This is a genomic window from Emticicia sp. C21 (assembly GCF_003418935.1).
Classification (GTDB): Bacteria; Bacteroidota; Bacteroidia; order Cytophagales; family Spirosomataceae; genus Emticicia.
In genome coordinates this window covers 133,704-160,629 of sequence record NZ_QVMT01000005.1, presented here as the reverse complement: position 1 = coordinate 160,629, position 26,926 = coordinate 133,704, and the positions used below count along the sequence as shown (strand labels likewise).

21 protein-coding genes are annotated in these 26,926 nt (G+C 37.0%); 5 read left to right on the top strand and 16 right to left on the bottom strand.

All coding sequences use genetic code 11. The features are described from left to right. Positions 1 to 127 precede the first annotated feature (127 nt). Complete coding sequence (locus tag D0T08_RS13390; RefSeq protein ID WP_116983164.1) at positions 128 to 2,119, top strand: KUP/HAK/KT family potassium transporter; 1,992 nt, start codon at positions 128 to 130, stop codon at positions 2,117 to 2,119. A 17-nt stretch (positions 2,120 to 2,136) separates the two neighbouring features. Beyond that, positions 2,137 to 3,198 (top strand): NAD-dependent epimerase/dehydratase family protein, encoded by a 1,062-nt coding sequence (locus D0T08_RS13385; RefSeq protein WP_116983163.1) that lies wholly within the window; start codon positions 2,137 to 2,139, stop codon positions 3,196 to 3,198. Between the two features lie 59 nt (positions 3,199 to 3,257). On the opposite strand, the gene hemE is transcribed toward D0T08_RS13385, so the two are convergent. Further along, positions 3,258 to 4,283 carry a uroporphyrinogen decarboxylase gene (gene hemE, locus D0T08_RS13380; RefSeq protein ID WP_116983387.1) on the bottom strand — a complete coding sequence of 342 codons (1,026 nt, stop codon included), beginning with the start codon at positions 4,281 to 4,283 and terminating at the stop codon, positions 3,258 to 3,260. A gap of 119 nt (positions 4,284 to 4,402) precedes the next feature. Continuing rightward, positions 4,403 to 4,873, bottom strand: coding sequence for a thioredoxin family protein (locus D0T08_RS13375; RefSeq protein ID WP_116983162.1), 471 nt, complete (start codon positions 4,871 to 4,873; stop codon positions 4,403 to 4,405). A 148-nt stretch (positions 4,874 to 5,021) separates the two neighbouring features. Here D0T08_RS13375 and D0T08_RS13370 point away from each other — a divergent pair, with 148 nt between their 5' ends. Continuing rightward, the gene (locus D0T08_RS13370; protein ID WP_116983161.1) at positions 5,022 to 5,816 is read left to right on the top strand and encodes a Rossmann-like and DUF2520 domain-containing protein; all 795 of its coding nucleotides are present in this window, start codon (positions 5,022 to 5,024) and stop codon (positions 5,814 to 5,816) included. Positions 5,817 to 5,876: 60 nt separating this feature from the next. Here the strand turns inward: D0T08_RS13370 and fbaA are convergent, their stop codons facing one another. The 3 genes from fbaA to D0T08_RS13355 all read right to left on the bottom strand — a co-directional run bounded on the left by fbaA (position 5,877) and on the right by D0T08_RS13355 (position 8,782). Further along, positions 5,877 to 6,959, bottom strand: coding sequence for a class II fructose-bisphosphate aldolase (gene fbaA / locus D0T08_RS13365; protein ID WP_116983160.1), 1,083 nt, complete (start codon positions 6,957 to 6,959; stop codon positions 5,877 to 5,879). Between the two features lie 179 nt (positions 6,960 to 7,138). Further along, complete coding sequence (locus D0T08_RS13360; RefSeq protein ID WP_116983159.1) at positions 7,139 to 8,065, bottom strand: polysaccharide deacetylase family protein; 927 nt, start codon at positions 8,063 to 8,065, stop codon at positions 7,139 to 7,141. Positions 8,066 to 8,107: 42 nt separating this feature from the next. After that, positions 8,108 to 8,782 carry a GDSL-type esterase/lipase family protein gene (locus D0T08_RS13355; protein ID WP_116983158.1) on the bottom strand — a complete coding sequence of 225 codons (675 nt, stop codon included), beginning with the start codon at positions 8,780 to 8,782 and terminating at the stop codon, positions 8,108 to 8,110. A 175-nt stretch (positions 8,783 to 8,957) separates the two neighbouring features. On the opposite strand from D0T08_RS13355, the gene D0T08_RS13350 reads away from it, so the two are divergent. After that, positions 8,958 to 9,248, top strand: coding sequence for a putative quinol monooxygenase (locus D0T08_RS13350; RefSeq protein ID WP_116983157.1), 291 nt, complete (start codon positions 8,958 to 8,960; stop codon positions 9,246 to 9,248). Positions 9,249 to 9,405: 157 nt separating this feature from the next. Here D0T08_RS13350 and D0T08_RS13345 read toward each other — a convergent pair whose 3' ends face one another. The 10 genes from D0T08_RS13345 to D0T08_RS13295 all read right to left on the bottom strand — a co-directional run bounded on the left by D0T08_RS13345 (position 9,406) and on the right by D0T08_RS13295 (position 24,742). Then, positions 9,406 to 10,383 carry a radical SAM protein gene (locus D0T08_RS13345; RefSeq protein ID WP_116983156.1) on the bottom strand — a complete coding sequence of 326 codons (978 nt, stop codon included), beginning with the start codon at positions 10,381 to 10,383 and terminating at the stop codon, positions 9,406 to 9,408. 51 nt (positions 10,384 to 10,434) lie between these two features. Beyond that, positions 10,435 to 11,277 (bottom strand): acetyl-CoA carboxylase, carboxyltransferase subunit beta, encoded by an 843-nt coding sequence (gene accD / locus D0T08_RS13340; RefSeq protein WP_116983155.1) that lies wholly within the window; start codon positions 11,275 to 11,277, stop codon positions 10,435 to 10,437. 141 nt (positions 11,278 to 11,418) lie between these two features. Further along, entirely contained in the window at positions 11,419 to 12,663 is a 1,245-nt protein-coding gene (locus D0T08_RS13335; protein WP_158561262.1) for a M48 family metalloprotease, read from the bottom strand. Between the two features lie 178 nt (positions 12,664 to 12,841). After that, positions 12,842 to 14,641: a tetratricopeptide repeat protein gene (locus D0T08_RS13330; protein WP_116983153.1), complete on the bottom strand. Its 1,800-nt coding sequence runs from the start codon at positions 14,639 to 14,641 to the stop codon at positions 12,842 to 12,844. A gap of 615 nt (positions 14,642 to 15,256) precedes the next feature. Continuing rightward, positions 15,257 to 15,493 carry a hypothetical protein gene (locus D0T08_RS13325; RefSeq protein ID WP_116983152.1) on the bottom strand — a complete coding sequence of 79 codons (237 nt, stop codon included), beginning with the start codon at positions 15,491 to 15,493 and terminating at the stop codon, positions 15,257 to 15,259. 566 nt (positions 15,494 to 16,059) lie between these two features. Beyond that, on the bottom strand, positions 16,060 to 17,691 hold the full coding sequence (locus tag D0T08_RS13320) for an Ig-like domain-containing domain (protein ID WP_116983151.1): 1,632 nt from the start codon (positions 17,689 to 17,691) through the stop codon (positions 16,060 to 16,062). Positions 17,692 to 17,765: 74 nt separating this feature from the next. Then, positions 17,766 to 19,628, bottom strand: coding sequence for a tRNA uridine-5-carboxymethylaminomethyl(34) synthesis enzyme MnmG (gene mnmG / locus D0T08_RS13315; RefSeq protein ID WP_116983150.1), 1,863 nt, complete (start codon positions 19,626 to 19,628; stop codon positions 17,766 to 17,768). Positions 19,629 to 19,847: 219 nt separating this feature from the next. After that, positions 19,848 to 23,351 (bottom strand): DUF4175 family protein, encoded by a 3,504-nt coding sequence (locus tag D0T08_RS13305; RefSeq protein WP_116983148.1) that lies wholly within the window; start codon positions 23,349 to 23,351, stop codon positions 19,848 to 19,850. 270 nt (positions 23,352 to 23,621) lie between these two features. After that, complete coding sequence (locus D0T08_RS13300) at positions 23,622 to 24,389, bottom strand: exodeoxyribonuclease III (protein WP_116983147.1); 768 nt, start codon at positions 24,387 to 24,389, stop codon at positions 23,622 to 23,624. Continuing rightward, entirely contained in the window at positions 24,386 to 24,742 is a 357-nt protein-coding gene (locus tag D0T08_RS13295) for a hypothetical protein (RefSeq protein ID WP_116983146.1), read from the bottom strand. Before D0T08_RS13295 ends, D0T08_RS13300 begins: the two co-directional genes overlap by 4 nt. A 36-nt stretch (positions 24,743 to 24,778) precedes the next feature. On the opposite strand from D0T08_RS13295, the gene D0T08_RS13290 reads away from it, so the two are divergent. Then, complete coding sequence (locus D0T08_RS13290) at positions 24,779 to 25,465, top strand: ComF family protein (protein WP_116983145.1); 687 nt, start codon at positions 24,779 to 24,781, stop codon at positions 25,463 to 25,465. Between the two features lie 112 nt (positions 25,466 to 25,577). Here D0T08_RS13290 and gldJ read toward each other — a convergent pair whose 3' ends face one another. Further along, on the bottom strand, positions 25,578 to 26,864 hold the full coding sequence (gene gldJ / locus D0T08_RS13285; RefSeq protein ID WP_116983144.1) for a gliding motility lipoprotein GldJ: 1,287 nt from the start codon (positions 26,862 to 26,864) through the stop codon (positions 25,578 to 25,580). Between the last annotated feature and the right edge of the window lie 62 nt (positions 26,865 to 26,926).

Here is a 26,926-nt window from a genome sequence, read left to right as displayed (position 1 = left end):
ATTAAATAAACAATAGATACACAAAATTGCCAACTAATGTGACTTTACAAAACATTTTTATTGAATATTTATAGGAATTCACATTGATGCAATATATTTGCAAACTTTTTTTTAATAATTCTCCAAAATGGAAGTGAATCAACCGTTAAACGGTAATGGTAATGGTCATCACCACAACCATAATCTTGACAAAATTTCTGCTGCAGGGCTACTCATCGCATTAGGTATTGTTTTTGGTGACATTGGTACATCTCCTCTATATGTATTAAAAGCTATTGCAGGCACAGAAAAAGTGGATGAAGAGATTATCCTTGGGGCTTTATCTTGTGTATTCTGGACATTGACACTTCAAACTACTTTCAAATATGTGGTGCTGGTTTTAAGAGCAGATAACCGGGGTGAGGGTGGCATTTTCTCATTATATACACTGGTACGTCGCCATGCCAAATGGCTGACGATTCCGGCTATTATCGGGGGTAGTACGATGTTGGCAGATAGTGTTATCACACCGCCTATTTCGGTATCTTCTGCAGTTGAAGGTTTGACTAAGCTATATCCTGATATTCAAACGGTACCTATTGTTATCGTTATTTTATCAATATTGTTTTTAGTACAGGCTTTAGGTACAAATGTGGTTGGCAAGGCTTTCGGGCCTATCATGTTGATTTGGTTTGTGATGTTGGGTATTTTTGGTATTATCAATGTAGTAAAGGATCTGGAGGTATTAAGAGCCATTAACCCGATGTACGGTCTTAGATTATTAACTCACCATCCGGGTGGGTTCTATTTACTAGGGTCGGTTTTCTTGTGTACTACTGGAGCAGAAGCACTTTATTCAGATATGGGTCATGTAGGTCGTGCCAATATCCGTATTATGTGGGGCTTTGTTAAAATATGTTTGTTGCTAAATTATTTCGGACAAGGAGTATATGTCATGAGTCTGAAAGGACAAACTATTGATACCCGTAATCCATTTTACGACATTATGCCTGAGTGGTTCTTGCCTTTCGGTATTGGTATTGCAACAATGGCAGCTATTATTGCCAGCCAGGCTATGTTGACGGGTGTATTTACCCTGATTTCAGAAGCTATTCGTCTGAATCTATGGCCTAAAATCAAAATTAACTTCCCATCAGACCAGAAAGGGCAAATATATGTTCCGAGCTTGAATATATTGCTTTATATTGGTTGCGTAGGCGTAGTATTGTATTTCCAGAAATCATCTTTAATGGAGGCTGCCTATGGTCTGGCTATCGTGCTTACCATGATGATGACTACATTCTTGTTTAGTTATTATCTGTATGCCAAGAAAGTGAATATGTGGCTTATTCTGGCTTATTTCTGTTTATTTATGTTTGTTGAAAGCTGTTTTCTGCTGGCTAACTTACAAAAATTTACACACGGCGGTTGGGTATCGATGTTAATTGCAGTTATTATGATTTCAGTGATGTATATCTGGTTAAGCGCCTCTAAAATTAAAGCACGTTTGACAGAATATGAGAAGCTGGATAAGTATGTAGAGTCTTTACAAGAACTGAGTAATGACATTACGGTTCCAAAATATGCTACACACCTCGTCTTTTTGAGTAATGCTTCCCGTGCTACAGAAATAGAAAACAAGATTATTTACTCTATTTTCCAGAAACGCCCTAAACGTGCTGATGTGTATTGGTTTGTGCATGTGGATACTTTAGATGATCCATACACTATGGAATATAAAGTAAAAACCATTGCCCCTGATGATGTTTATAAAGTGAATTTCCGATTAGGTTTCCGTGTGCCTCATAAGGTAAATCTATACTTTAAGAAAGTATTGGAAGATATGGTGAAATGTGGAGAGGTAGATATCAGAAGCCGTTATGAGTCTTTGAATAAACACAATGTAATCGGTGATTTCCGCTTTGTTGTATTAGAGAAATTCCTTTCTTATGATAACCAGCTTTCGTTTTTCGAAAACCTGATTATGAAAGCGTATTTCTTCATTAAGGGCTTCACGCCATCAGAAGATAAGTGGTTTGGTTTGGATAGTAGCTCCGTAAAAGTAGAAAAAGTGCCTTTAGTAATACGCCAGTTAGAAAACGTGAACTTGAAACGTGTTCCGTGGCAGGCCAATAATTAATACATAAAACCTCACATATGCGTATTTTAATCACGGGAGGAGCGGGCTTTGTAGGCTCTTCTTTAGCTATTGCGTTAAAACAAAATTATCCCTCTTACGAAATCTTCTGTTTAGATAATCTTAAAAGAAAAGGTTCAGAACTCAATGTAGCTCGTCTGGGAAAACAAGGTATTAATTTCATTCATGGCGATATCCGCAGTAAAGAAGATTTTGATGCTTTACCCATTGTGGATTCTGTTATTGAAGCCTCGGCTGAGCCATCAGTATTGGCAGGTTTAAATGGTTCCCCTGATTATCTGATAAATACCAATCTTTTCGGTACAGTAAACTGTCTGAATTATGCAGTGAAATGTAAAGCTACTTTTATCTTTCTTTCTACGAGCCGTATCTATCCGATAAAAACGATTGAAACCTTAGATTTCATTGAATCTGAAACTCGCTTTGAATTAACTGATAGTCAGAAAGTAAAAGGGGTTTCTTCAAAAGGTATTGCGGAGGATTTTCCTTTAGATAGCGCTAGATCTTTGTATGGAACAACCAAATTGGCTTCTGAATTAATCATTCAGGAATATAATGAGTTCTACAACCTAAAAACGGTTATTAATCGTTGTGGAGTTTTAACAGGCCCGTGGCAAATGGGTAAAGTTGACCAGGGTGTAATGGTTCTTTGGATTGCCAAACACTTCTTTGAGCAACAATTAGCTTATATTGGTTATGGCGGAACAGGGAAACAAACCCGTGATATATTGCACGTGGCCGATTTGTATCGTTTGATTGACTGGCAATTACATAATATCGACAAAGTAAACGGAGAGATTCTGAACGCAGGTGGTGGAGTAGAGGTAAGCGTATCGTTACAGGAATTAACTAAGATTTGTCAGAAAGTAACTGGTAAAACCATTCCTATCAATACTGTAGCAGAGAATCGTCCGGCAGATATAAGATTATATGTGACCGACAATTCTAAAGTAACTGCCCTGACTGGCTGGAAACCTGAAATTGGTGTTGAGCAGATTGTAACGGAAATTCATGAGTGGCTGGCGGAAAACAGAGAAGCTTTGGAACCGATACTTAAATAGAATCTAACAGGTTTATAAAAAATCGAAAGCCTTTCAGAAATTCTGAAAGGCTTTGTCTTTTATGCCGAATACGCTTTAACAGTTTCAAAGAAACACTTCACTTTTTCAGGGTCTGTATCAGGGTAAACACCATGTCCCAGATTAGCTATATACCGTTGCGTTCCGAATGCTTTTAGCATCTTTTTGGTTTCTTTTTCAATATCTTTAAAAGAGCCGTACAGCACACAAGGGTCTAAATTACCTTGTAAAGTTTTATTAGGAATCATCTTTCTTGATTCTTTAATATCCATATTCCAATCCAGGCCAACTACATTACAATTCAACTTGGCCATGTCCTTACGGGCAAAGAAAGCACCTTTGGCAAAAACTGTTACAGGAACTTCATCAATGGCATTACAAATCTGGGCAATATACGGTAAAGAGAACTTTCTGTATTGTTCTGGTGAGAGGATGCCTGCCCATGAATCGAAAATCTGTAATAAATCGGCTCCGTGACTCGCTTGGGCTTTCAAATAGCTTATGGTACTATCGGTTATCTTTTGAAGCAGCAGATGGGCTAATTTGGGCTGAGAGTACAGCATCTTCTTGGCTGTAGAAAAAGTCTTTGAGCCTTTACCCTCAACCATGTAACAAAAGATAGTGAAAGGCGCCCCTGCAAAGCCAATTAAAGGCACTCTGCCATTGAGTTCTTTCTTTACTATATCAATTGCCTCAAGCACATATCCAAGGTCTGTTTCAGGGTTGCTTACTTTCAATAAATCAATGTCTTTTTTTGATCGAACTACCTTTGGGAAGATTGGGCCTTTGGCTTCTATCATTTCGTAGGGCAAACCCATTGCCTCGGGTACAACCAGAATATCAGAGAAGATAATGGCTGCATCTGTTTTCAGAATATCAACCGGCTGAATAGTTACTTCAGCTGCTAATGCAGGCGTAGTAGCTAAGGTGATAAAACTTCCGGCTTTTGCTCTTACCTCGCGGTATTCGGGTAAAATTCTACCTGCCTGACGCATCATCCAGACTGGCACACGTTCTACGTGCTCACCCTTTGCCGCACGTAAAAGCAAATCGTTCTGTAATTTCATGCCGCAAAGATAAGAATGAAAGGCTGATTCTCCAATCAACCCATCAGACATAAAAAAAGCCATGAGCTAGCTCATGGCAATTCCTTAAAACCGTTGAATTTTACTAGGTGTTTACGATTCTAATTGTTTACAGCATCTGACGTAATAAAATCCTTTCCTGTGCGGGATTTATTCTTTTCCAGTTCTTTCTTTAAGTAGTAGGCCGGAAAAACGCCTTTATATCGGTTGACGTATTTATTCTTTATATCTAATTGAACCAGGGTTGGATAAGCATCGATATTATATCTGTCTGCTATTTCCATGCCATCAAAGGTATCAATATTTACCTTATATACCAAAAAGTTTTTGTTAATATATGCGGCAAAATCAGGATTGGCAAACGTCTCGTTTTCCAGTTTGCGGCAGGGTATACACCACGTAGCCCAGAATTCGAGAATAATTGGTTTCTTTTGCTTTCTCGATTCCCGGAGAAGTTCGTCGTAGGAGCCGTCGTAAAATTTTACTTCATTGAGCTCAAGTTTTTTTTCATTTTTGTAGGAAGCTAACACGATTAGCGCTATTCCTAAGAAGCCTAGCACTTTAAGTTTCATTATTTTTATGAGTTTCTGTTAATAAATGGGGCCATAAAACACGTAAAAGACCCGAAAACTGATATTTTTAATCAATTACAAATATTAAGCCATTTTTTTCCTGATTTTTGTAAACCACTTTAATAACGGTTAAACAGGAGTTGTCATTATGAAAATTTCAATGATTGGTGCTGGTAATGTAGCCTGGCATTTAAGCATGGCTTTCGAAAATCACCATCATCAGGTATGTGAAGTGTATAGTCGCCAGATAGCAAAAGCTAAGGCACTCACATCGATGCTCTATCAGGCGGAAGCAAAAACCGAATTGGATTTCTCAGAGAGTGAAGCCGAACTTTTTATACTGGCTGTATCAGATGATGCCATTGCTGAGGTTTGTTCAATGTTGGTTTTACCTGAGAATGCTATTCTGGCGCATACTTCGGGCTCAAAGAGTCTGGAAGATTTACAGAAGTTAATGTTAACTCATCATGACTTACCCATCAGATGCGCCGTGTTTTATCCATTAATGACTTTCAGCAAGCAGAAAAAAATCAATATAAGCGAAGTGCCTTTTTGTATTGAAGCAGATGAGGAAGTGGCCGAAAATCAATTGGTTAAGCTGGCGCAGGGATTAAGCAAAACTGTTTATCTGGTTAATTCAAAAGAAAGAAAAGTGTTGCATGTGGCAGCCGTATTTGCCTGTAATTTTACTAATCACCTATTGGCTTTAGCTAAAGAAATCACTAATGATGAAGAGCTAGAGTTTGACTTGTTGAAACCCTTAATCAATGAAACTTTTCAAAAGGCTTTAACGGCCGAGCACCCTGCTGATGTACAGACAGGCCCGGCTATAAGAGGGGATAGGTCAACCATAAATAATCATTTGATTTACCTGAAAGACCGGACTGATTTATTTGAAATCTATGAAATTATGAGCGAGAGCATTCAGAAATGGCATGCCTGATAAACAAGGAAGCCATCAGTTTAAAGGCTAATGGCTTCCATATATGCTAATTACTAGTTCTTAGTAAAGACCTTCGCAACGGTTGATACAATCTAAATCTTCGAAAGCAACTTTCAAACGGCTAATCATGCTTTCTTCACCTTTACGCAACCATACACGTGGGTCGTAATATTTTTTATTTGGTGAGTCGGCACCTTCAGGGTTACCTAATTGTGCTTGTAGGTATCCTTCTTTGTCTTTGTAGTACTTTAGAATACCTTCCCAGGTTGCCCATTGTACGTCGGTATCGATGTTCATTTTTACTGCGCCGTATTTGATGGCCTCTCTGATTTCTTCACGTGAAGAACCTGAACCACCGTGGAATACGAAGTTCACTGGTAATTCACCTGTTCCAAATTTTTCCTGGATATAATCCTGAGAGTTTTTCAGAATGATTGGTTGCAATTTCACATTACCTGGTTTATAAACCCCGTGAACGTTACCGAAAGCCGCCGCAATTGTGAAGTTTGGAGAAACTTTCAATAGCTCTTCGTAAGCAAAAGCTACTTCTGATGGTTGAGTATATAGTTTTGAACTATCAACGTCCGAATTATCTACACCATCTTCTTCGCCACCTGTTACACCTAGTTCGATTTCAAGAGTCATACCCATTTTGGCCATTCTCTCAAAATATTTAACACATATCTCGATATTCTCTTCGATTGGCTCTTCTGAAAGGTCAATCATATGAGAGCTGAATAATGGTTTGCCATGTTGCGCAAAATATTTTTCACCTGCATCTAGTAAACCGTCGATCCAGGGCAATAATTTTTTCGCACAGTGGTCAGTATGTAAAACTACCGGAATGCCATACATTTCGGCAATCTGATGTACGTGGATAGCACCTGAAACTGCTCCGGCGATTGCCGCTTCCTGATTTTTGTTTGGTAAAGATTTACCGGCATAAAATGAAGCACCACCGTTTGAGAATTGAATAATAACTGGTGAGTTAACAGCTTTAGCAGCTTCCATCACACCATTTACTGAATTAGTTCCTACAACATTAACAGCGGGTAGGGCATAATCATTTTCGTTAGCGTGGCGTAACAGAGCAGCAAGTGCTTCACCTGTAACTACGCCCGGCTTAATCAAAGATTGACTCATGGTAAGTATTTTGAATTTTAAAAAGAAAAAATATTATTATAACTGTCAATGAAGCCTAATACTCAATTTTTACGCAAATTAGCTAATTTTAAAAATATTGGTGCTCAAAATGCTGAAAATTTGCAATAATGTGTATAGTTTTAATCGATTCTAAAGAAGTGCTTTCATACAAAGTGCTTTTATTTTTTCTCATATAATGCTTTAATATCAGCCGGAATTTCCACATCCTTTATGGTTGTTTTCTTCTTGTCTGTCATTCTCCATCTATGCAACCAAGGGAAGCCTCCGGTAGTTAAAACAGTTTCTTTATGCTTGTAAATCTCATCAGTTAAAGCTTCATCCAAACTAATAAATGAAAAACCTTTATCAGTCATTACCTTACACAATTCGTCAAAATAATCTGCATTGAGCGCATTGGCATGGCAAAGGAAAATGTGTTTGATAGGCCGGCCGACTACTTCTTGCGTCAGTTTGAGGTAGTAATCAAAATACTCTTTGTTGTGTTGGATATATTTTTCGGCTACGGTTTTCATCAATTCTTTACTGCCTGCGCGCATGGCATCCATATATACTTTGTTAAAATACCAGTCGTCAGCTTCAATTGTTACAGGGGCATTGATATAACCTTGCTCAGCCAATACTTTTTCGAAACCATATTTTTTCAAACTATCAGGCCCGGTTTGTAGAAAAGGATAGCGGAAGTACTTTTTAGTTTCTCTATACTTTTTGTTTAACTCAGAAGTGATTACTTCGCCTTTCAATAATTCAGTTTTGAAATCTTCGAGGCTCGTAGTATTAAAAGAAGGATGAGAAAAAGTATGGTTTCCTAATTGATTGCCATTGAATAACCACCTTTCAAGCATAGCTGCCCGATTATCCATTTCACCAAGCTTTACTACTGATTTTTCATTGACAAACCCGACGGCTTTAATGCCATTTTTTTTGATTTTATCCAACAATTTGTCGGTAGATTCTTCTGCATGTTTCAGATTTAGTTCTGAAACAAATGGTAAATCGTCAATAGTAATAGCTATCTGGTTTTGCGCATTCGCATTTAATATCAAGAAAAAGACGAATAGTAGGGAAAAGAATTTTAGTTTTTTCATAATAAAAAGTGAGCCACCGGGATGCTGAGGCTAATAGTTTGCTTATTTTACAATAGCTTTTAATATCAAATCTCCTACCATCTGATTCCCAGTTTCGTTCAGGTGTACGCGGTCAGTTGTTAAAATCCCTGACTCTCTATTTTGTGGGTTATTTTTTATGATGTATGCTGTAAATTCTTTTCGTAAATCAACTAATGGACAATCGAATTTTGAGGCGATATTTCTAATCAGGTTTGAGTAGTGGTTCAAGTCTCCATCTTGTGAATTGCTATTATCATTACGTTCTCCAATAACTGCCGGAGTACAGCAAATAACCTTAATACCTTTCGATTGTAGTTTCTTGATGATGGCTGTGTAGAAACCTGTGAATTTATCTGCATCAGTTCCTGTTCCGTGGCTTGACTTATGCCATACATCATTTACGCCAATATAAATCACTACTACATCCGGATTCTGATTCAATACATCATCTTCCATGCGTAGGAATAAGTCATATACTTTATTTCCGCCAATACCTGCACCAATCAATTGGTATTTATCTTTAATGCCTTGTTTTTCAAGAGTTTCTTTCATTTTGGTAATATAACCTGTCGGACCAACACCTGCCTGGGTAATGGAATCACCAAATAAAATGATTTTGGTCGGTTTGTCTTGTGTAAGCGAAAACATTAATAGGGAAAGTAGAATAAGGGTAAGAGATTTCAGGGTATTTTTCATTCATTTAAAGGTTGAATTGGTTAAAATAGAATAAGCCGTTAAAATTAGTTGATTTGAAGCTATTGTCAAAATAACGTAGGGGAGAGAGATTTTTTAATTTGTTGATAAAAAGGCTGCCATCAAAGAAATAAAATCCTATTTTTGACTTTATTATATTTCATCTCTAAACTTTTGTATGTTAACAGTCATAGCTAAAATCATTGTCAAGGCCGATAAAATAGACGAGGCCAAAAGCGGCTTATTGGCCTTAATCGCACCTACCTTAAAAGAACAGGGTTGTATTGATTACGTATTGCACCAAAGCAACGACAACCCTCAATTGTTTTTCTTCTATGAAAACTGGACAGATAAAGAAAGTCTGGAAAATCATCTGGCAAATGAGCATGTAGCAGCTTTTTCAGCAAAGGCAGATGATTTATTGGCAGAACCTGCGGAATTGTTTTTTCTTTCGAAAGTACAATTATAAAAAGTCTTATTTATCGTAATTTATATATTAAAAGGCTCATCGTAGGCCTCTCAAATTTATATTTCCGTAGAGACAGGGCAGTCCCCTGTCTCTACCAAACCAGGCACTTTTCAGATTATATATTCTTAATAATAAAAGAAAATATTTCTATCAGACTCTATATAAATTGCTTCCAGGTACTCTTAATGTAATTATACTTAAGCGTACTAGGAAGCGCTTTCCAGAAGTATTTATTGATTTCTACGGCAAAAGAGGGTTGCATATAGCAGTTAATTACACATCCTTCACATTCCTTCAATTTTCCTTCTAAAGCTACAATTTCCTGTACCTCAGCTGATTGGTATAATTCGTAGAGATTATTGTTAATAGTAAAATCTTTTGTACCTAAATGATAGCAGGGGAGGACTAATTTATTCTCTGGAGAAATAACTAAAGTAGTAGAGGCGGCCTTGCAAACGGGATTATCCACATGATTTCCACCGTTTTGTCTAAGTGAAATGAAGGCTTCATTGAGATAAACGTTCTTTTGTTTGCCCCACCATTGTAATTGCTTAAGCGACTGTTCAGAAAGACTTCCTCCTGTTTGTACGCTATTGTAATCGAACACCGGATTGAGTATCAAAACCAAGTCATTAGGCTGCGTGATTTCTTTCCACACGCGTTCTATCTTATCCACATTTTGTTCAAAAACTGTGAATAATACATCCGGTCTTTCGCCATTTGCTTTAGCAATACTAATCGATTCTATTACTTTATCGAAGCATTTGACGCCACGTGAAACATTATGTTCTTCTTCATCTGGAGAATCCAGAGAGAAATGAAGCATGTCTATTTTTCCTTTCAAGCGCTCAGCATATTTGGGGTAGAGCAGGCAATTGGTAGTAACTGTAGTTATCATACCTGCTTTCTTTGCTTCATCTAGCAAAAGATCTAACTCGCGGTGTAGAAGAGGTTCACCTCCAGTAAAGTCAATAACTTTTACTCCTAATTTCTTTAGGTCACGAAGGTTCTCTCTAAAATTCTGGAGCGTAATATAGGGTGAAGGCTTTTCCCATATATCACAAAAACTACACGTAGCATTACAGCGATACGTAACGTAGTAATTGCACAATACAGGATGCTTGATAAGTCTCATACTTGCTTTGCTGATGATTGATAAGTATGATTTACCCTATTAATAAGAGAATTAAGCCAGCATTTTCAACAAACTTGCCAGTTTATCTTTCAAATCTTTTCTATCGACAATAAAATCGAGGAAGCCATGCTCTAAGATAAATTCTGCCGTCTGGAAGCCTTTTGGTAATTCCTTACCAATAGTTTCTTTAATAACACGCGGCCCTGCAAATCCGATTAATGCTTGCGGCTCAGATATATTGAAATCTCCCAACATGGCATATGAAGCTGTTACGCCTCCGGTTGTCGGGTCAGTTAAAAGTGATATATATGGGATTTTTGCTTCAGCTAATTGAGCTAATCGGGCAGAAGTTTTTGCCATTTGCATCAATGAGAATCCTGCTTCCATCATTCTTGCGCCACCTGAGCGCGAAATCATAAGAAATGGGATTTTATTCTTCAAAGCATACTCAATTCCTCTCGCGATTTTTTCACCTACAACCGAACCCATTGAACCACCTATAAAAGCAAAATCCATACAGGTAACCACAATGTCAAGGTCTGACATTTTTCCGTAGGCCGTACGAGCAGCATCTTTTAAACCTGATTTCTTTTCGGTAGAGCGGATTCTATCCGGATACGGTTTTGTATCTGTGAAGTTAAGCGGGTCTCCCGAACGTAGATTAGCGTCTAATTCAGTAAATTTTCCATCATCAAATAATAATGAAAAATAGGCTTCGGAGCCGATTTTTTCGTGGTAGTTACAATGGATACATGTATAGGCATTATTTTTATGCTCACGTGTATGCATTGCTTTCTTGCAGTTCGGACATTGATACCATAAACCGTCAGGCGCTTCACGCTTCATTTCGGTTGGTGTCTGAATTCCTTTGACAGTACGCTTAAACCAAGACATATCAGAAAAAAATCATTTTGAGGGGTCAAAGGTAAATAGGATAGGGTCTGATTTAAAAGTTTTTTCTTATTTTTTTCCAAACCTTATCACTAATCCGATAAAAAAAGCGGAGATTAATTAGTCTCCGCTTTCACATTTTAATTAAAACGTATTGATAATCCGTCCACTGGCATCCCGATAAGTCTTTCTTTCCACATCATTATCAAAATACGTTTCTTCTTTACGTCCATCCGGGTACAATCGCAGGGCCCTTCCAGTTTTCTTATTATTTTCTACTTTTACCACTACGCGCATATTATTATTATAAATAAAATAGCCTCGTTCGTCATTCATCATTCCGTTTTTATACTTACCCACATACTTATCCCCATTTTTGTAGAAATAAGTCCCATTACCACTATACTTGCCACCCAAGAAATTACCCACATATTTTTTTTCCCCATCAGCATAATACTCAACTCCTCTGCCTTCACGTTTGCCGTCTCTCCATTCACCCTCATATCTTTCTTGCGAGCGTGTATTAATCATTTTACCAAAACCATTATCGCAATCTCCTTCAATACATGCCGGACTACGTGATCCAGTTGTTGAGTTATCCCCGGCATTTGGGTCAATTCTGCCAACTTCCGGTGCACCACTCATATTTCCATCGGTCCTTCTGATAGGGTCAATCGGCTTATTCACATTTTTATCCACATTATCCACAATTACAGGCCTTTGTTGGGTTTGAGGTTGTGGCTGTGTTGGGTATTGTACTTCCGGTAATTTTTTATTTGGTAAAGAGGTAATCGTACTTCCGTCGTTTTTCTTCACATTCGGGTATAATTCCTGTGCATTATTATAACCTTTTTCAATAGAGGCTAAACGTCTACTTCTTGGCGGGTGAGTACCCCCATCATAATCAGAAGTTAATTTACTGATAGCTGCCTGTGCTTCTTTAAGGGAAGCACCCATTTGGTACATCACAAATCCTGAAAACTCGTCAGCTTCTAATTCTTTTTGCGGGTCGCTACCACCTTCAATAATCGTATGTCCTTGCAAATGATGTCCTATTTCATGGGCTAATATGCTTAGTGCACCCCAGTCTGTTTTAGCTATATCATTAGCTTTCTTCATAAAATTTCCATCATATACAATTAAACGGGTTTGTCCGTTTACTGCGGCAAAACAGTTGTCTGTATTAGGGCACTCCATCACATAAAAATTCCTTTTTAATCCACTTCTGCGCACTATCTCATCTACTGCTTTTTCTGCTACCTCTTTCGAACGAAAGCTTACCATGTTACAAATGGCCTTTTCGTTAATGCGCTGACCATAATAATTATAGCCTAAAGTTCTTGTCTGTTCAGATTGTGCATTGGCCACGAAGCTCAATGTGCATAACATTGTGGACAATGTGAATAACCTACCTTTCATGGTGTGATTTTTTGTTTAGCTTATATGAAGAATAACGAGGAAAGTTCTTATCAATAGGTATGTAGAGGTTCACTTAACAATATTTTAACAAATAAGTCTCACAAGCCGAACTTATGAGACTTATTAACAATATTAATGTGGAAAACCCTTAGTTTATTGTATCGCCTCGCAGATTTCTGAATCTTTTTCTGGCATCAGCACTATAGATACTTCCAGGGAAGTTCTGAAGGATTTGACGGTATAAATCCATTGCTTTATCTTTCTGTCCTAATTTCTCCTGATAAATTTTAGCTTCCAGATATAAAGCATCGTCAGCTAATATATCGAAGTTATAGTTTTTGCGCAATAGTTCAAGGTCGTCCAGAGCTTTATTAGGCTGATTGATTTTAACATAGGTATTGGCGCGTAACCAGAGAATTTCGTCCGCTAAGCTGTGACTTTTATACTTCTGGAAAGCGTTATCTAAGGCAGCCAAAGCTTCCTGATTTTTGTTCTGAAAAAGCAAAAGGTCAATAGCCGCATATTCACGCATGGCTGCTTCTGTAGTATCCAACCCAATATTATCCTGAATCAGTAAACTTAGTTGCATAGCATCATTGGCTATCTCACGGGTAGTCGCTTTTTTCAGAATGTCCAGAATCTCTTTTGATAAATCAAACTCGCCATTGTAATAATGCAACTTCGCATTTTTTAACTTAGCTTCCTGACCGAGCATATCTTCTTTTTGCGATTTCTCTACTTGTGAATAAAGCAGAGTAGCTTCCCATGGTTCGTTTCTCAGGATATAAATATCGCCTAAATCCAGTTTACATTTATCTCTGAAATTGTTATCTGCTCCTGAAATGCTGATAGCTTTTTCAAGGACTGTAATAGCCGTATCTCTTTCGTTTAAGTAGAATGCATAGAGCTGTGCTGTATTACGCATAGCCTCCATTGTTTTCTGATTTTGTCCAAGGTCAGTAAAGAGACTTTGGTAGTCTTTTATGAGCGTTCTGATAGAGCCTAAATCGACCGGATAAGTGGTCTTAATCACTTCTTCTTTGCAGAAGATGGCATTACGCCTGGCATAAGGATAATACTGGCCTTGAGGATACTCTTTCATCACGTATTCGTACATCTGAATAGCATTCTTAAAATCCTTATTCACCAAAGCTGTCTGAGCCAGTTCAAAAACTCTTTGTCCTTCCAGTTTGTATCTTCTGTCTAAAGCACGGGTTTGTACAAAAGCCTTGTAAAACTCTTTCTGTTGAATCAAATGCCAGATTAAGATATCGGCATAGTATTGTTCATTCGGAAACTTCTGTACCTTGCTGTAAAGCACCTTTTCGAGCATATCTATCTCTGCATCGGTTTTCAGATTATCCTGGAATGTTGCTTTTACGTAATCTGTATTACCCTCGGTCAAACCATATTTTAACATTTCGTCAATCATCGGTTCCTTCTGACCGTTGTATAAATAGGCTCTGGCGAAGAATATGGCATATTTATTATCGTCTTTGGCAATTTCTCTTCCTTTTTTCAACAACTGAATAACCTGCTCTGTCTTACTATTACGATAGAGAAAGTCCTGCATTTCGTAAAGAGTACCGTCTGACTTGGCCGCCAAATCAATCACATTGTTGAATTCCTTTTGAGAATCGTCAGGTTTGCCTGTCATTTCTAACAAAAGGGCATAGTCTGCCTTGTAGCTAATGAGATTTTCATTAGCCTTAATCTGGCGTTTCAGAAATTTTTCGGCCTCGTCCCAATTTTTTAATTTGTAGAGTGTTTGCAGATAATTGGTGTGTACAAGCTTGACCGTATTTTTATCTTTCGACAACTTTACATAAATCTCTTTGGCTTTTTCATATTCTCCTTGTTTGAAATATTCATTGGCCAATTCAAGGTCTTGAGCTTTTAGACTTACTCCGACAATCATCATCAAAACAAGTAACAGATACCTTTTCATGCTTTAATAAAAAAAATAAAAATTAATAATATTTTATTGTTGTTTTAAATTATTAGCCCTGTGGAAATGTGAATAAATATAATCTGTGGATAATGGCTTTCCAAGTATTCACATAAATAATCTGTTTTTCCACAGTTTTAGTATACTCATCCACACTTATTTTATTGATAATCAATTCTAATACCACTTATTTACATTCTGAAAAAAATTATTTGTGTTGATATTTGAATCCACTATCCACAGTATGTTTCCACGTTAATCCACCTGGTGTGAATTGGGGAAATCAGGGTATTTTTGGGTGTATTCCACAGTGTAGATATTCTTTCCACTAGCCCTATTCAATTCTCCACAAGCCCTTCCACTATACTACGCGCACTATCCTCATACTGTCCACATACTTGTCAACAGATTTTTTTGGATATTTTTTATTTTGAATTGACCTTTTGGGTTTTGGTAAAAAAATGATTCTATTTAGCTCTTTTAGTGGATTAGTTTGGTAGCCTTATTGCCGTTATGATATGCATAGCATACAAGTTATCAGATAAAATGTATCAACCGTATTGGCTACATTTTCTGATACTGTTTGAGTTGCTGATACTTTCACAGACGCTGAAACTACCTGCTGATATGTATGGCCAATCGCTCTTTTAAAATGGCTTTCTTTTTTACCCCATTCAAAAAGGTTCCCACCGTATTGGTAACCTTTTCCGATTCCACGTGAGTGGTTGGTACCTTGAAATACTCCGACACTATCTGTTGGTAATTATAGCTAATACATCTTTTAAACAGACTTCCAGTTACCTTTATATTAGTCAGTTCTTTCCTGGTTCTGGTAGATTCCCTAAAGCCCATATACTTCCTTTTTTATTTTTTATGATAGTTGAAGAAAAAACTGGTGAGGCTTCCCTGGCAAGAATTAATCGTTCGCCAATAATTGTAGGTTGGCTCATCATTTTAAGATATTTAGTCAGTTATGATCCTGCCATGTGTATTGCGCTTAAGTTTTTTTTATTCTACATATCAATAATTGTTATGTAGACTACTAGTTGCAGACCGCTAGTTGTGAGCAGCCAGTTGTGGATTTTTATCCAGGACTGGGCGTCCCCGACTGGGCGTTTTAGCTAAGCGTCCCCCTAAAATTCTGACTTAGGATTATTTTATCAAAGTGTTCGAAGAGGTTTCTGGTAAAATCATACTATTGTGTTACTCTCCGCCAAACGTTAAAATCATTTAATGCAGGAGCGGCAGAAGTAATACATTTTTTAAAGGAGAGAAATAATGCTAAACAACTTCAGCGTTAAGCAAAGTACATGGAGTTTTGTGGTAGTATACTGTATAAAACGATTCTTTAATCTTTTATACTATGATTCTGGGAAGCTGTTCTATTAATTATGAATAGAAAAAAGAAGTAGGAAACCCTACTTCTCCGGAATACTTTGTTTAAGTCCTCTCAATTCGAAATTAGCTTTGACTCGAATAACTTCTTCTGAAAAGTAAACTTTTTCAGGTTCTATGTCTTGCTCTACATTTCCATAATCCCATTGGCCATTACCATTGCTATCTACGATTATTCGAATAAGGTATGCGCCAGGTTTCACGTTTAGGAAATTGAATTTATTGTCTTTTGTTTTTTGCTCCGCTTCAACCTTATAATTTTCGTCTACCAATTGTACGATTTTATTCGCCTTATTTCCGTCGATACTTCCCTCAACAATTCCATAATCTTCGGGTTGTAAAATCGGATTTCTTAAGGTTGTAGCCTGACTTGAATCTCCTTTGATATCTATAAATGCTCCAGTCTGAAATTCGAATTTTATTTCTCTTGTAGCTGAAATAGCTTTCGTAATTTTTACCTGAGTTTTAAACATGTTCCACACAAAAGCTTTTTCATCTAATGGCTCATTTTTTATGGTATCACTTAAGAGTTTTATTTTGCTGAAGTCTGTCTTAACAATTGGGGTATCAAAGAATAAATCAATAATCAGATTTTTTTCTACTGCTTCTCTTGATTTAGGATCAGTCTGAAAGGAGAAATTTTTCTGGTTGGTTCTACGTGTAGTTCTTCTTTCAGCATCTCTGAATTTTATTTTCTGCAAATGTGTCAAGGCATTATCTGCGGAATCTCTTACCGTGATATTCACTTTTACCGTATCTGTCTTTAAAGGAATATTGTAAAATTTTATCTCATTTCTGATAGCCGAATAAGGAAGGCTATCAGCAGGGTTCACAAAAGATACCTCATAGGTTTTGATATTCTTATCATAAATTACTGTAAAATCTTCTGCTCTTTGTAAGGTCTTCTGATTCTTTGGTTTATCATTATTGGCCAAATATAAGGCTAAGTCAATATTCGATATATTTGAATCCAGTTTGATAGTATCTTTTACAAAAGCAATCAGTTCTGATTTTGCATCGAATCTTAGATTATTATTTTTATCTGTATAGGCATAGAGACGATATCTTCCCTTCTTTAAATTCTCAAACTTAAAATTGCCGCTTGAATCAGTTTTTAAGAAATAATTGGGTTTTGTCTTTTTAAGATTTAAAGAATCCTGTACCTGATATAAAGACACCTGTGCATCCAGGATTGGCTGATTAGTGAATAAATTTTTCACGTTTCCTGATAATTCTAATGAGTCGATTTTAGCTCCTGTACTGAAAGCCAGTTTTAGATTTTGTACTTCATTCCTTTCGTTTAGGTCTTTAACTCCTTTCTTAAAATTAAGTGTATAAGTAGTACTATCTTTAAAGGGTTTGTCGAATTTTAAGACGACACTATTTGACTTGGGTTTTACATCGAAGTATCCCTCCTGTTCGGGAATAATTACTAATTCTTGTCTTAAAGATGTAACATCTATTAATTCATCAAAATAGAGTTCTATTTGTTGTCCTTTAAAATTAGTCTGCTTGTTCTGAGGAATGGACTTTATTAATTTAGGTGCTACCTCATCCCGCTTTCCGCCAGTTGGTGGAACGAACTGTGCGCAACTTAATAATAAATTACTGATGATTAAAAATGTTACTACTTGATATAAATTATTCTTTAACATCCTGTTTAGCTTTGAACTTCAAAAATAAAACCCTCAAATGTTATTTGAGGGTAATTAACAAAATTTAATATTTCTTATCTTCCGAGATGTACCATCAGTACTGAAATATCGGCAGGTGAAACGCCACTTATTCGAGAAGCTTGTCCTAATGTCTGCGGTTTCAGCTTTTTAAGCTTTTGTCTTGCCTCTATTGAGATGGATGTTAATTTATCGTAATCAATAGTAGGAACAATACTTAGATTTTCTAACTTCGCCATCTTTTCAGCCATTAATAATTCCTTATCGATATAACTTTCGTATTTGACATGAATTACAGCTTGTTCCAATACTTCATCATCATAACTCTCAAGATATGTTTTTATTTCATTGCTTAGATTCTTTATATCATCCAGCTCAATCTCAGGTCTTTTCAGAATACTATAATAAGAAGACTTTTCTCTTAAACCTGCCGATTCTATTGATTCAAGAAAACCATTAGCCTGGTCTGGTGAAATCTTCATTTCCTTTAAAGATTTAATTAGCTTTTCAGATTCTTCTCTTTTCTGGATCATTCTATCCAGACGACTTTGAGAAGCTAAGCCTAAATCATAACCTTTTTGAGTCAATCTTATATCGGCATTGTCTTGTCTTAACAATGTGCGAAACTCTGCCCTTGAAGTAAACATTCGGTATGGTTCATCTGTGCCCTTGTTTACTAAATCATCTATCAATACACCTATATAAGCTTCGTTGCGTTTTAAGATGAATGCCTCTTTTTCCTGCACTTTATTATGCGCATTAATACCTGCAATTAAACCCTGACAAGCTGCTTCTTCATAGCCTGTGGTTCCATTGATCTGCCCGGCAAAGAAAAGATTCTCGATCAGATGCGTTTCTAATGTTAATTTTAATTGTGTTGGAGGGAAAAAATCGTATTCTATGGCATATCCTGGTCTGAACATCTTGGCGTTCTTAAAACCTGGAATTAACCGCAAAGCTTCATATTGTACATCTTCGGGTAAAGATGTCGAGAAACCGTTGATATACATTTCAACTGTATTCCATCCTTCTGGCTCTACAAATATCTGGTGGCGGTCTTTATCGGCAAAGCGATTAATTTTGTCTTCTACCGATGGACAGTAACGTGGTCCTAATCCTTTTATTCTACCACTAAACATAGGCGACTTATCAAAGCCTTTTCTTAGCGCCTGGTGAACCTTCTCATTGGTATAGGTTACATAGCAACTTCTTTGTTTGGCTAATTTTGGGGTATCAGTATAAGAAAACTTTTCAGGATTTTCGTCTCCTTTTTGTTCCTCCATTTCATCCCAGTCTAACGACCTCCCGTCTACTCTTGGCGGTGTTCCGGTTTTCATTCTCCCGGATTCGAACCCTAACTCGACTAATTGTTCTGTAATTCCATGAGCCGCCTTCTCTCCTGTTCTACCACCCCCGAATGTTTTTTCACCAATATGAATCTTACCATTCAGGAATGTTCCATTAGTAAGTACAACAGATTTACTTCTTATTTCAACGCCCATCGAAGTTTTAACCCCCACTACTCTATTATCTTCTACCAATATCCCCACAGCCATATCTTGCCAGATATCCAGATTTGGAATACTTTCCAATGTATCTCTCCACTCCTGGGCAAAAAGCATTCTATCACTCTGGCAACGAGGACTCCACATAGCTGGTCCTTTAGAACGGTTCAGCATTCTGAATTGAATCATAGTCTTATCACTAATAATCCCTGAGCGACCCCCTAAAGCGTCTATTTCACGAACTATTTGTCCTTTAGCTACACCACCCATTGCCGGATTACATGACATCTGTGCGATGGTTTGCATATTCATTGTTATCAATAGTGTCGAGGAACCCATAGTGGCTGCGGCCGATGCTGCTTCGCATCCTGCGTGTCCGGCTCCTACTACTATAACATCGTATTCTTGAAACATTATTTAAAATTGTTTATGGTTCCACGTGAAACTTTTTGGTCGTGGAATTTTTCCACGTTCCACGTGGAACAGAAAAATTGATACTCACTTTTGGAGAAAAAACTTCCGAACTTATATCCGATAAAAAGTATAAAACGACAGAAGTTAAAAGAAGGTTCTCTATAAAAATAAAAAAGGACACTCAAATGAGTGCCCTTACAAATTTACGAATAAATAGTATTACTTGATTTTTCTGAAATAATTATCAGTTTGTTTCTTATAGAATGGTGTATAATTAGGCGGAACTGTTCTAATTAATTCCACTTGTTTTACTTTCTCCTGTAAGAACTTTTCCATAGATGGAGGAGCTTGACGATTAAATTGCTGTGCAGTACGAGACTGGCGCGTTGGATCCTCTTCTTGTTGCTTAATAGCTTTTTCTGCCTCTAGCAAACGGGTCTGCAATTCTCTGGTGCGTTTCATCAATTCAGGGTTTACACGTTTGTTCACCAGGTCAGTTTCGTTCTCATCCATTTTCTTTTCAAGTTCTTTCAGTTCATTGCCAAGTTTTTTGCCCGCTTCTGTTCCCTTTAAATCTTCCTGCAACTGTTGAATCATCTTGCGGAGTTTCGCTTGTTCCTGAGCTAATCTGGCAGCTTCTTCCGACATTTGTCTACCAGGTTTATTCCCCTGCCCCATTTTCTCCATGCCCTCATTTATTTTCTGTTGCATTTCACCCAATGGCATTTGACCAGGATTCTTGTTTTTCTTACCTTTCTTACCACTACCTGGCATAGCATTCGCCATCATTTGTTGCATCTGATTAAACGTATCACTTAGCATTAAGGCAAGATTATTAATAGAAGTCATGGCAAACTGTTGCTTAGCTGATGCTACATTCAGTTTTCGCTCCTTAATAAACTTTACGCTTTCATCCATTGAGTTACGCATAGTGGTTACTTCTCTTGTAATAAAAGATTGAATCTGCATCACGCGCTTAGCTAATGAGTAAAGGCTATCCTCGATGATTTTAGCATCATCCTGTAATTTCAATTGGTCTTGCGAAAGTTTTACAAATCTTGGGTCTGAAACCGTCATATTTCTAAAGTCTTTCATTAAGCCCTCCTGGTCAAAAGAAAGCTTAACTAGGTTTTCTAAAATGGCTCTTAAGGCATCCATATCTTCATCCATTTCTTTCATCTCCTGGCTTTGCATAGATTCAGACATTTCTTGCGCCATCTTCTTCATTTTATTAGCCGCTTTCTTCTGACTCTTAGAAGCCGAGTTATTTTGCTTCTGGTCGAGTTGTTTTTCAGCATTCTTCTGCTCTTTGGAAATTTCTTCCTGGTCTTCTTTCTGAGGGTCTAAATCTTTTTTGAGGTCTTTACTCAATTGCTCAATGTCTTTCATTTTCTCTTTCATATCCTCAAACTCCTTCGAAAGTTTCTCCTGCTCTTTCTTCAACTCGTCGCTTTTATCCTTATTACCATCCTGATTCTGGTCTTTATTATCCTTAGAGTCTTCCTTTTTACCATCTTTAGAATCATCCTTCTTTCCGTCCTTCGAGTCGTCTTTCTTGCCATCTTTATTTTCGTCAGACTTTTCCTTATCAGATTTTTCCTTGTCTTTATCTTTCCCTTGCTCTTTATCCTTATTGGCAGAGTCTTTCTCCTTATCTTTATTTAGCTCCTCTTCTTTTTTGGTTTCATCACCCAATTTATCTTGTTTCTCAGCTAATTTCTCCAATTCTTTCGCAGTCTTTTCAACCTTTTGTTGCAATTGTAATTGTTTGAAGAGTTTTAACGTACGGTCAATTTCCTTGTCCATATTACGTTCTTTGTTTTTCAATTTCTCCAATTGCTCAATGGTCTTTTCGTCCATATCCTTATCAAGCAATTTTTTCAACTCTTCATACATCTTATTGGTTTCATCGTTCATTAACTCATTCATTAGCTTTTTCAACTGTTGCATTTTTTCCTGCAATTGCGGGCTTTGTTGTTGGAAACGATTAGCCTTCTCCTGCATTTCATCGAACTGTTGTTGCAAGTTTTTCAACTCATTATTTAATTCGTCGCGTTTACGAATCAATTCTTCCAATTGTTTCTTCTCTTGAAAGTCTAAATCCTTTTTGCTTTTCAAGCGATTTTCAAGATTAGTCAGTTCTGTTTTCAGCTTCTTCGATTTCTCGTTCAGCTTCTCCAGCATATCTTCGGTTTTCTCTGTTGCTTTCTCTATTTCGGCATCATACATTTTAGCCGAAGGAAGTGCTAGCGTCATTGTAGGGGTTTTAGTGCTTTTTGCGCCGTTTACGCCGTCATTGTCCCACAACTGCAGATAATACTCAACTTTATCGCCCGGATTCAACTGTAAATCTGCCAGAGGCATTTGATAATAGAAGCTTTGAGATACCTGTGATTTATTAAATGCTACATTTGCCTCTGCAAATGGCTGATTCTGGTTATTATCTCTAATAGCCTTATAGAAAAGCTTGAATTGGGATAATCCGTAGTCATCAGTTATATTACCTCCTAAAACAATATAATTAAAGAGTGTAGAATCCCTTAACTGTTCTAATTGAATCTGTGGATAACGGTCAGGGATTACATTGATATAGAAATCAACATTTTCGCGATTAGAGCTAAACTCATTCTTCAAATGTATCTGGTAAGAAGACGAATTTTTTAGACGCTTGACATAAGAGAAATTATCGCCAAAACCGTCTTTAGCCAATACTTTACCCTCACTATCAAAGCTTAAATATAAAGAATCAGTATTTACAGCTTTAAAATTCCATTGAATAGTCGTTCCTTCCGGTACTACCAGATTACCCACATTATTAAAAGCCTCATTAGATTTATTCAGATAAGAAGGATAATTTAAAGCAACATCAAATGAAAGTAAGTTAGGACGGCTAATTAACTCCAATTCGAATTCATTTGATTTATAGCCGGAAGCCAGAAAATGAAAATCAACAGGGTTCTGAACTTTCGAGAATGTAAATGAATAGGTCTTGCTATCTGCAGAGTTCATCTTGAACTTTCTGTCATTAGCTACCAGGTAAACAGCCTCTGGTACAGCGTTACCAATTAATTTAAGATTCAGTATAAAATCTTCGTTTTTTACAGCTTTTAGTTCATCGTTAGTAATCTCAAACTTAAAAGGAGCTTCTTCAGCGAAATCTTTCTGGAAGTACACAATTCTTTCTGTGCTATTCTTGAAAAATTTAGGTGAAACAGCCGCAATTAATAACACTAATACCAAAGGAGGTATCGCGTATTTCAAATACTTTTTGTTTTCGCCGAATTTTACAGCGTCAGCAAAACGGACAAACTTTAAATCCTGCGATTTCTGGTCGATACTCGCTTGTAATAGAGCATTTTCTCTTTCAGAAAACTGCGCTAGTTGAAGTGTGTTTAAAAGCCTGTCCCCTACCTCAGGGAAGAACTTTCCAATTTCGTTAGCTGCTTTTTCATAAGTAAGTGGTTCATTGAAATGCATCAGATAAAGGATTGGCTTGATTACCCAAAAAATAAGTGAGTAAAGCACTATTCCTATAAATGCAAAAAGTAAAGCGCCTCTGATAACAGAGCTAAAACGGCCAAAGTACTCAATGGTATTGAGTAGCAGAAACGAGGATAATAACAAAGCTAATGTAAACAAAGAACCTTTAATAAGGAGGTTTTTGTAATACTGACGTTTGTAATCATCAATCTTCTCAAAAAGAGCTTTAACTGAACTTGACATGATTGTATAATAAAAGATTAAGGATTTTTCAATAGGTAAAGACTGAATAGACCAGTATTAAAAACTCTGAAATTTAAGAATTCTTAATATCAAAATCTCATTACGGCTAGACATTCTAACCGTAATGAGATAGTAATAAGCCTTTTTCTATAAAACCAAGAATTAATATAACTCTAATTTAACGGAAAGACACTTTAATTAGCCGAAACAATAGGTATAAATAATTATTCTGTCGACGAAAATGCTTCAATCGAACTTATTAGGTAGTTTTTAAGCAAATTCTAAACAAAGCTCAATCGGGCAATGATCAGAAAAATGTAATTCCGGATAAATGGCCGCACTCTTTAAATTAAGCTCCAAAGGTTTGGAAGCAAAATGGTAATCGATACGCCAACCCAGATTCTTTGCTCTCGCCCCAAATCTTAAAGACCACCAGGTATAATTATGAGGGCTCTTATTAAAAAACCTGAAAGTATCAATATAACCTTCATCAATAAGCCTGCCAACCCATGCCCGTTCTTCAGGCAAAAAGCCAGACGATTTTGCATTGGCCTTAGGATTATGGATATCTATCTCCTGATGACAGATATTTACGTCTCCGCTCAATACAAGGTTGGGTATAGTTTTACGGAGTTTTTCAATATAAACGAAAAAATCTTCTACGAATTTCATTTTTATTCCCTGACGTTCGTCACCTGACGTACCTGAGGGGAAATAAGTACAAACCAGCGAGAAATTATCAAAATCCGCTCTAATCATTCTACCCTCAAAATCATATTCTTTAATACCCATTCCATACTGAACATGGTTTGGTTTTACCTTAGTAAGGATAGCCACTCCGCTGTAGCCTCGTTTTTGAGCGGGATACCAATAGCAATGATACCCTAAGGCTTTAAAATCGTCTTCAACTACTTCGGTTTCTGATAATTTAATTTCCTGAAGACAAATAGCGTCAGGTTGATGGTTTTTAAGCCACTCTAATAATCCTTTTTTGATGGCGGCACGAATGCCATTCACATTGTAGCTAATGATTTTCATACGTGTAGTCCGATTTCTTTTCTGAAATATTCTATAACAAAGTGTTTAAGTAATTTTTCCTGCGATAATAAATCAAAACTCGGTAAAGGTTTCACCAATTTCCAATGAGGCCAACCAGCTTCGTCTATGCCTTCTAACTCATAATATCCACCATAGCTTAAAACCTTACAAATTGCTATATGCATGAGATCCTGTTTTTCTTCTTTTGTAAAGAATTTTTTTCCCTGCCCTAGTTCTTGTACACCTATTACAAATAATACACCATTTAAATCAACAGGTTTCTTTCCGAGATTTTGTTTCAGAAATAATAATAATGTTTGCCAGTTTTCTTTTAATTTGTCGTCTTCTACCATTCTCAAATTTTTTATATACAAACTTAATGAAAGCGTATGAATTGGCTCAATCATTTAGTAGATATAATCTATCCTAAAACCTGTGACGCCTGTGGAGAACCGCTTTTAGGAGGAGAAAAACTGATTTGTACGCAATGTCTGGTTAATTTGCCCAGAACAAATAGCCATTTGCAAACGGACGAATTAATCGAAAGGAGATTCTGGGGTAAAATAACTGTTTCACATACCATAGCTTATCTCAGATTTTCGAAAAAAAGCAAAGTTCAATACCTGTTACACCAACTAAAATATAAAAATAAACCTGAATTAGGAGTTCTTTTAGGAGAATTGTACGGACAAGAATTAAAAGCCGCTGATTTTGATAAGCATATAGACTTAATCATTGGCGTGCCGCTTCATATAGAGAAAGAAAAGCAAAGAGGTTATAACCAGGCCAATTGTATTGCAGAAGGGCTTTCTAACGCCTTAGAAGTGCCTTATGACGTTACAATCGCCAGAAAAGTAGTCAATACTGAAACACAGACTAAAAAGAGCCGTTTTGAGCGCTTTATGAATGTAAAAGATGCTTTTGAACTAACTGATAAGGAGAAAATCAAGGGCAAGCGTATTGCGATTATAGACGATGTTTTAACGACAGGTTCAACGATTGAATCTTTTGCTACGACTTTACTGGATAATGGCTGTAGTGAAATTTCAGTGATAACCATTGCAATTGCTGATTAACAGCGTGAAACTTTTCGATTGAATGAAGTGCTAAGAAGTATATAATGAGAAGTATATAAAATAAAAAACCCTTTCGTGAGAAAGGGTTTTTCTATGAAAATCATTTCGAATCTTACAGTTTGCGTTTGCCTTTAGGGCCAATCGCAATCATTGCGCAACGGAAACCGATAGTTGCTGTTGCTGAATCCTGATCTAAATAACGACGAGTACCTGGAGATAACCAATAGGCTACATCGTTCCAAGAACCACCTTTGTAAACGCGTAATTTGTTGTCTACTAAAGAGTTAAAGTTCTTTTTGTCATAAAGATTTTCTTCATCAAGATAATCGCTACGACGGATCGGGTTCAAATCGTTCATATCCTGGAATGAGTTCGGACGATATAAGTCATATACCCACTCATTTACGTTTCCACCCATATTGTAAAGACCAAAGTCGTTAGCAGGGAATTCGTAAACCTCCATTGTGATGATACCACCATCATTTTGGTGTCCGGCAATACCAGCAAAGTCACCACGACCACGTTTGAAGTTAGCTAACATCGTTCCTTTCTGGCCACCTTTAGGCTTACGCATAGAAGAACCATCCCAAGGATAAATACGTTGGCTCGACTGGTTTTCGTCCATATATTGTGTTCCAATCATGGCTTTAGCAGCATATTCCCACTCAGCTTCTGTTGGAAGACGATAGCCAGGTAATACATTACCAGATTCAATAGCTAAACGACCACCTGCTTTAGCTTGTGGAGCTTCGGTAGTTGGCGCACTTCTGTCTTTTTTAGATGTTTTTGCTTTAGGACCAAAACGAACAGCCATTTCACCATTTACAGCACCAGTTCTCCATTTGCAATAATCAGAGGCTTGTACCCATGAAACACCTACTACCGGATACAATCTGAAGCCAGGGTAACGTAAATATTGCTCTGTAAATTGGTCATTGAACGAAAGTTTATTCATCCAAACCAATGTATCAGGTAATGCTGTTTCATAAAATTCCTGCGACGAATCCTTTTGAATACCATGTAAATACTCCAGCCAGTGTAGATTAGTAATTTCAGTTTCGTCCATATAGAAAGAAGAAACGGTTACAGTTCTTTCCAGGTTATCACGTGCAAAGGTCACATCCTCTTCCACAGTTCCCATCGTAAAACGTCCACCCTCAATATAAACAAGGTTTGGACCTGCAGGCTGACCTTTAAAAGCATTTACCTGAAAACCGTCAGCTTGTGCAGGCTGACCTTTTTTAGGTTTTTTACCTTTGTTGTCTTTAGAATAGGCAATCCCGGTAGCGGTACTGCTGCGACCCGGGTCGATACTCGTTCTTTTTTTGCTCGAACAGCCACTCAGGATAAGCGCAAAAGCCAACGCACCCGTAATCGAACTAAAAAGTATTCTTTTCATTTTCGGAATGATTTTTGTTAATAGAATTCGTTTTGCAAAAATAGGTTATTTGATGTAAATAT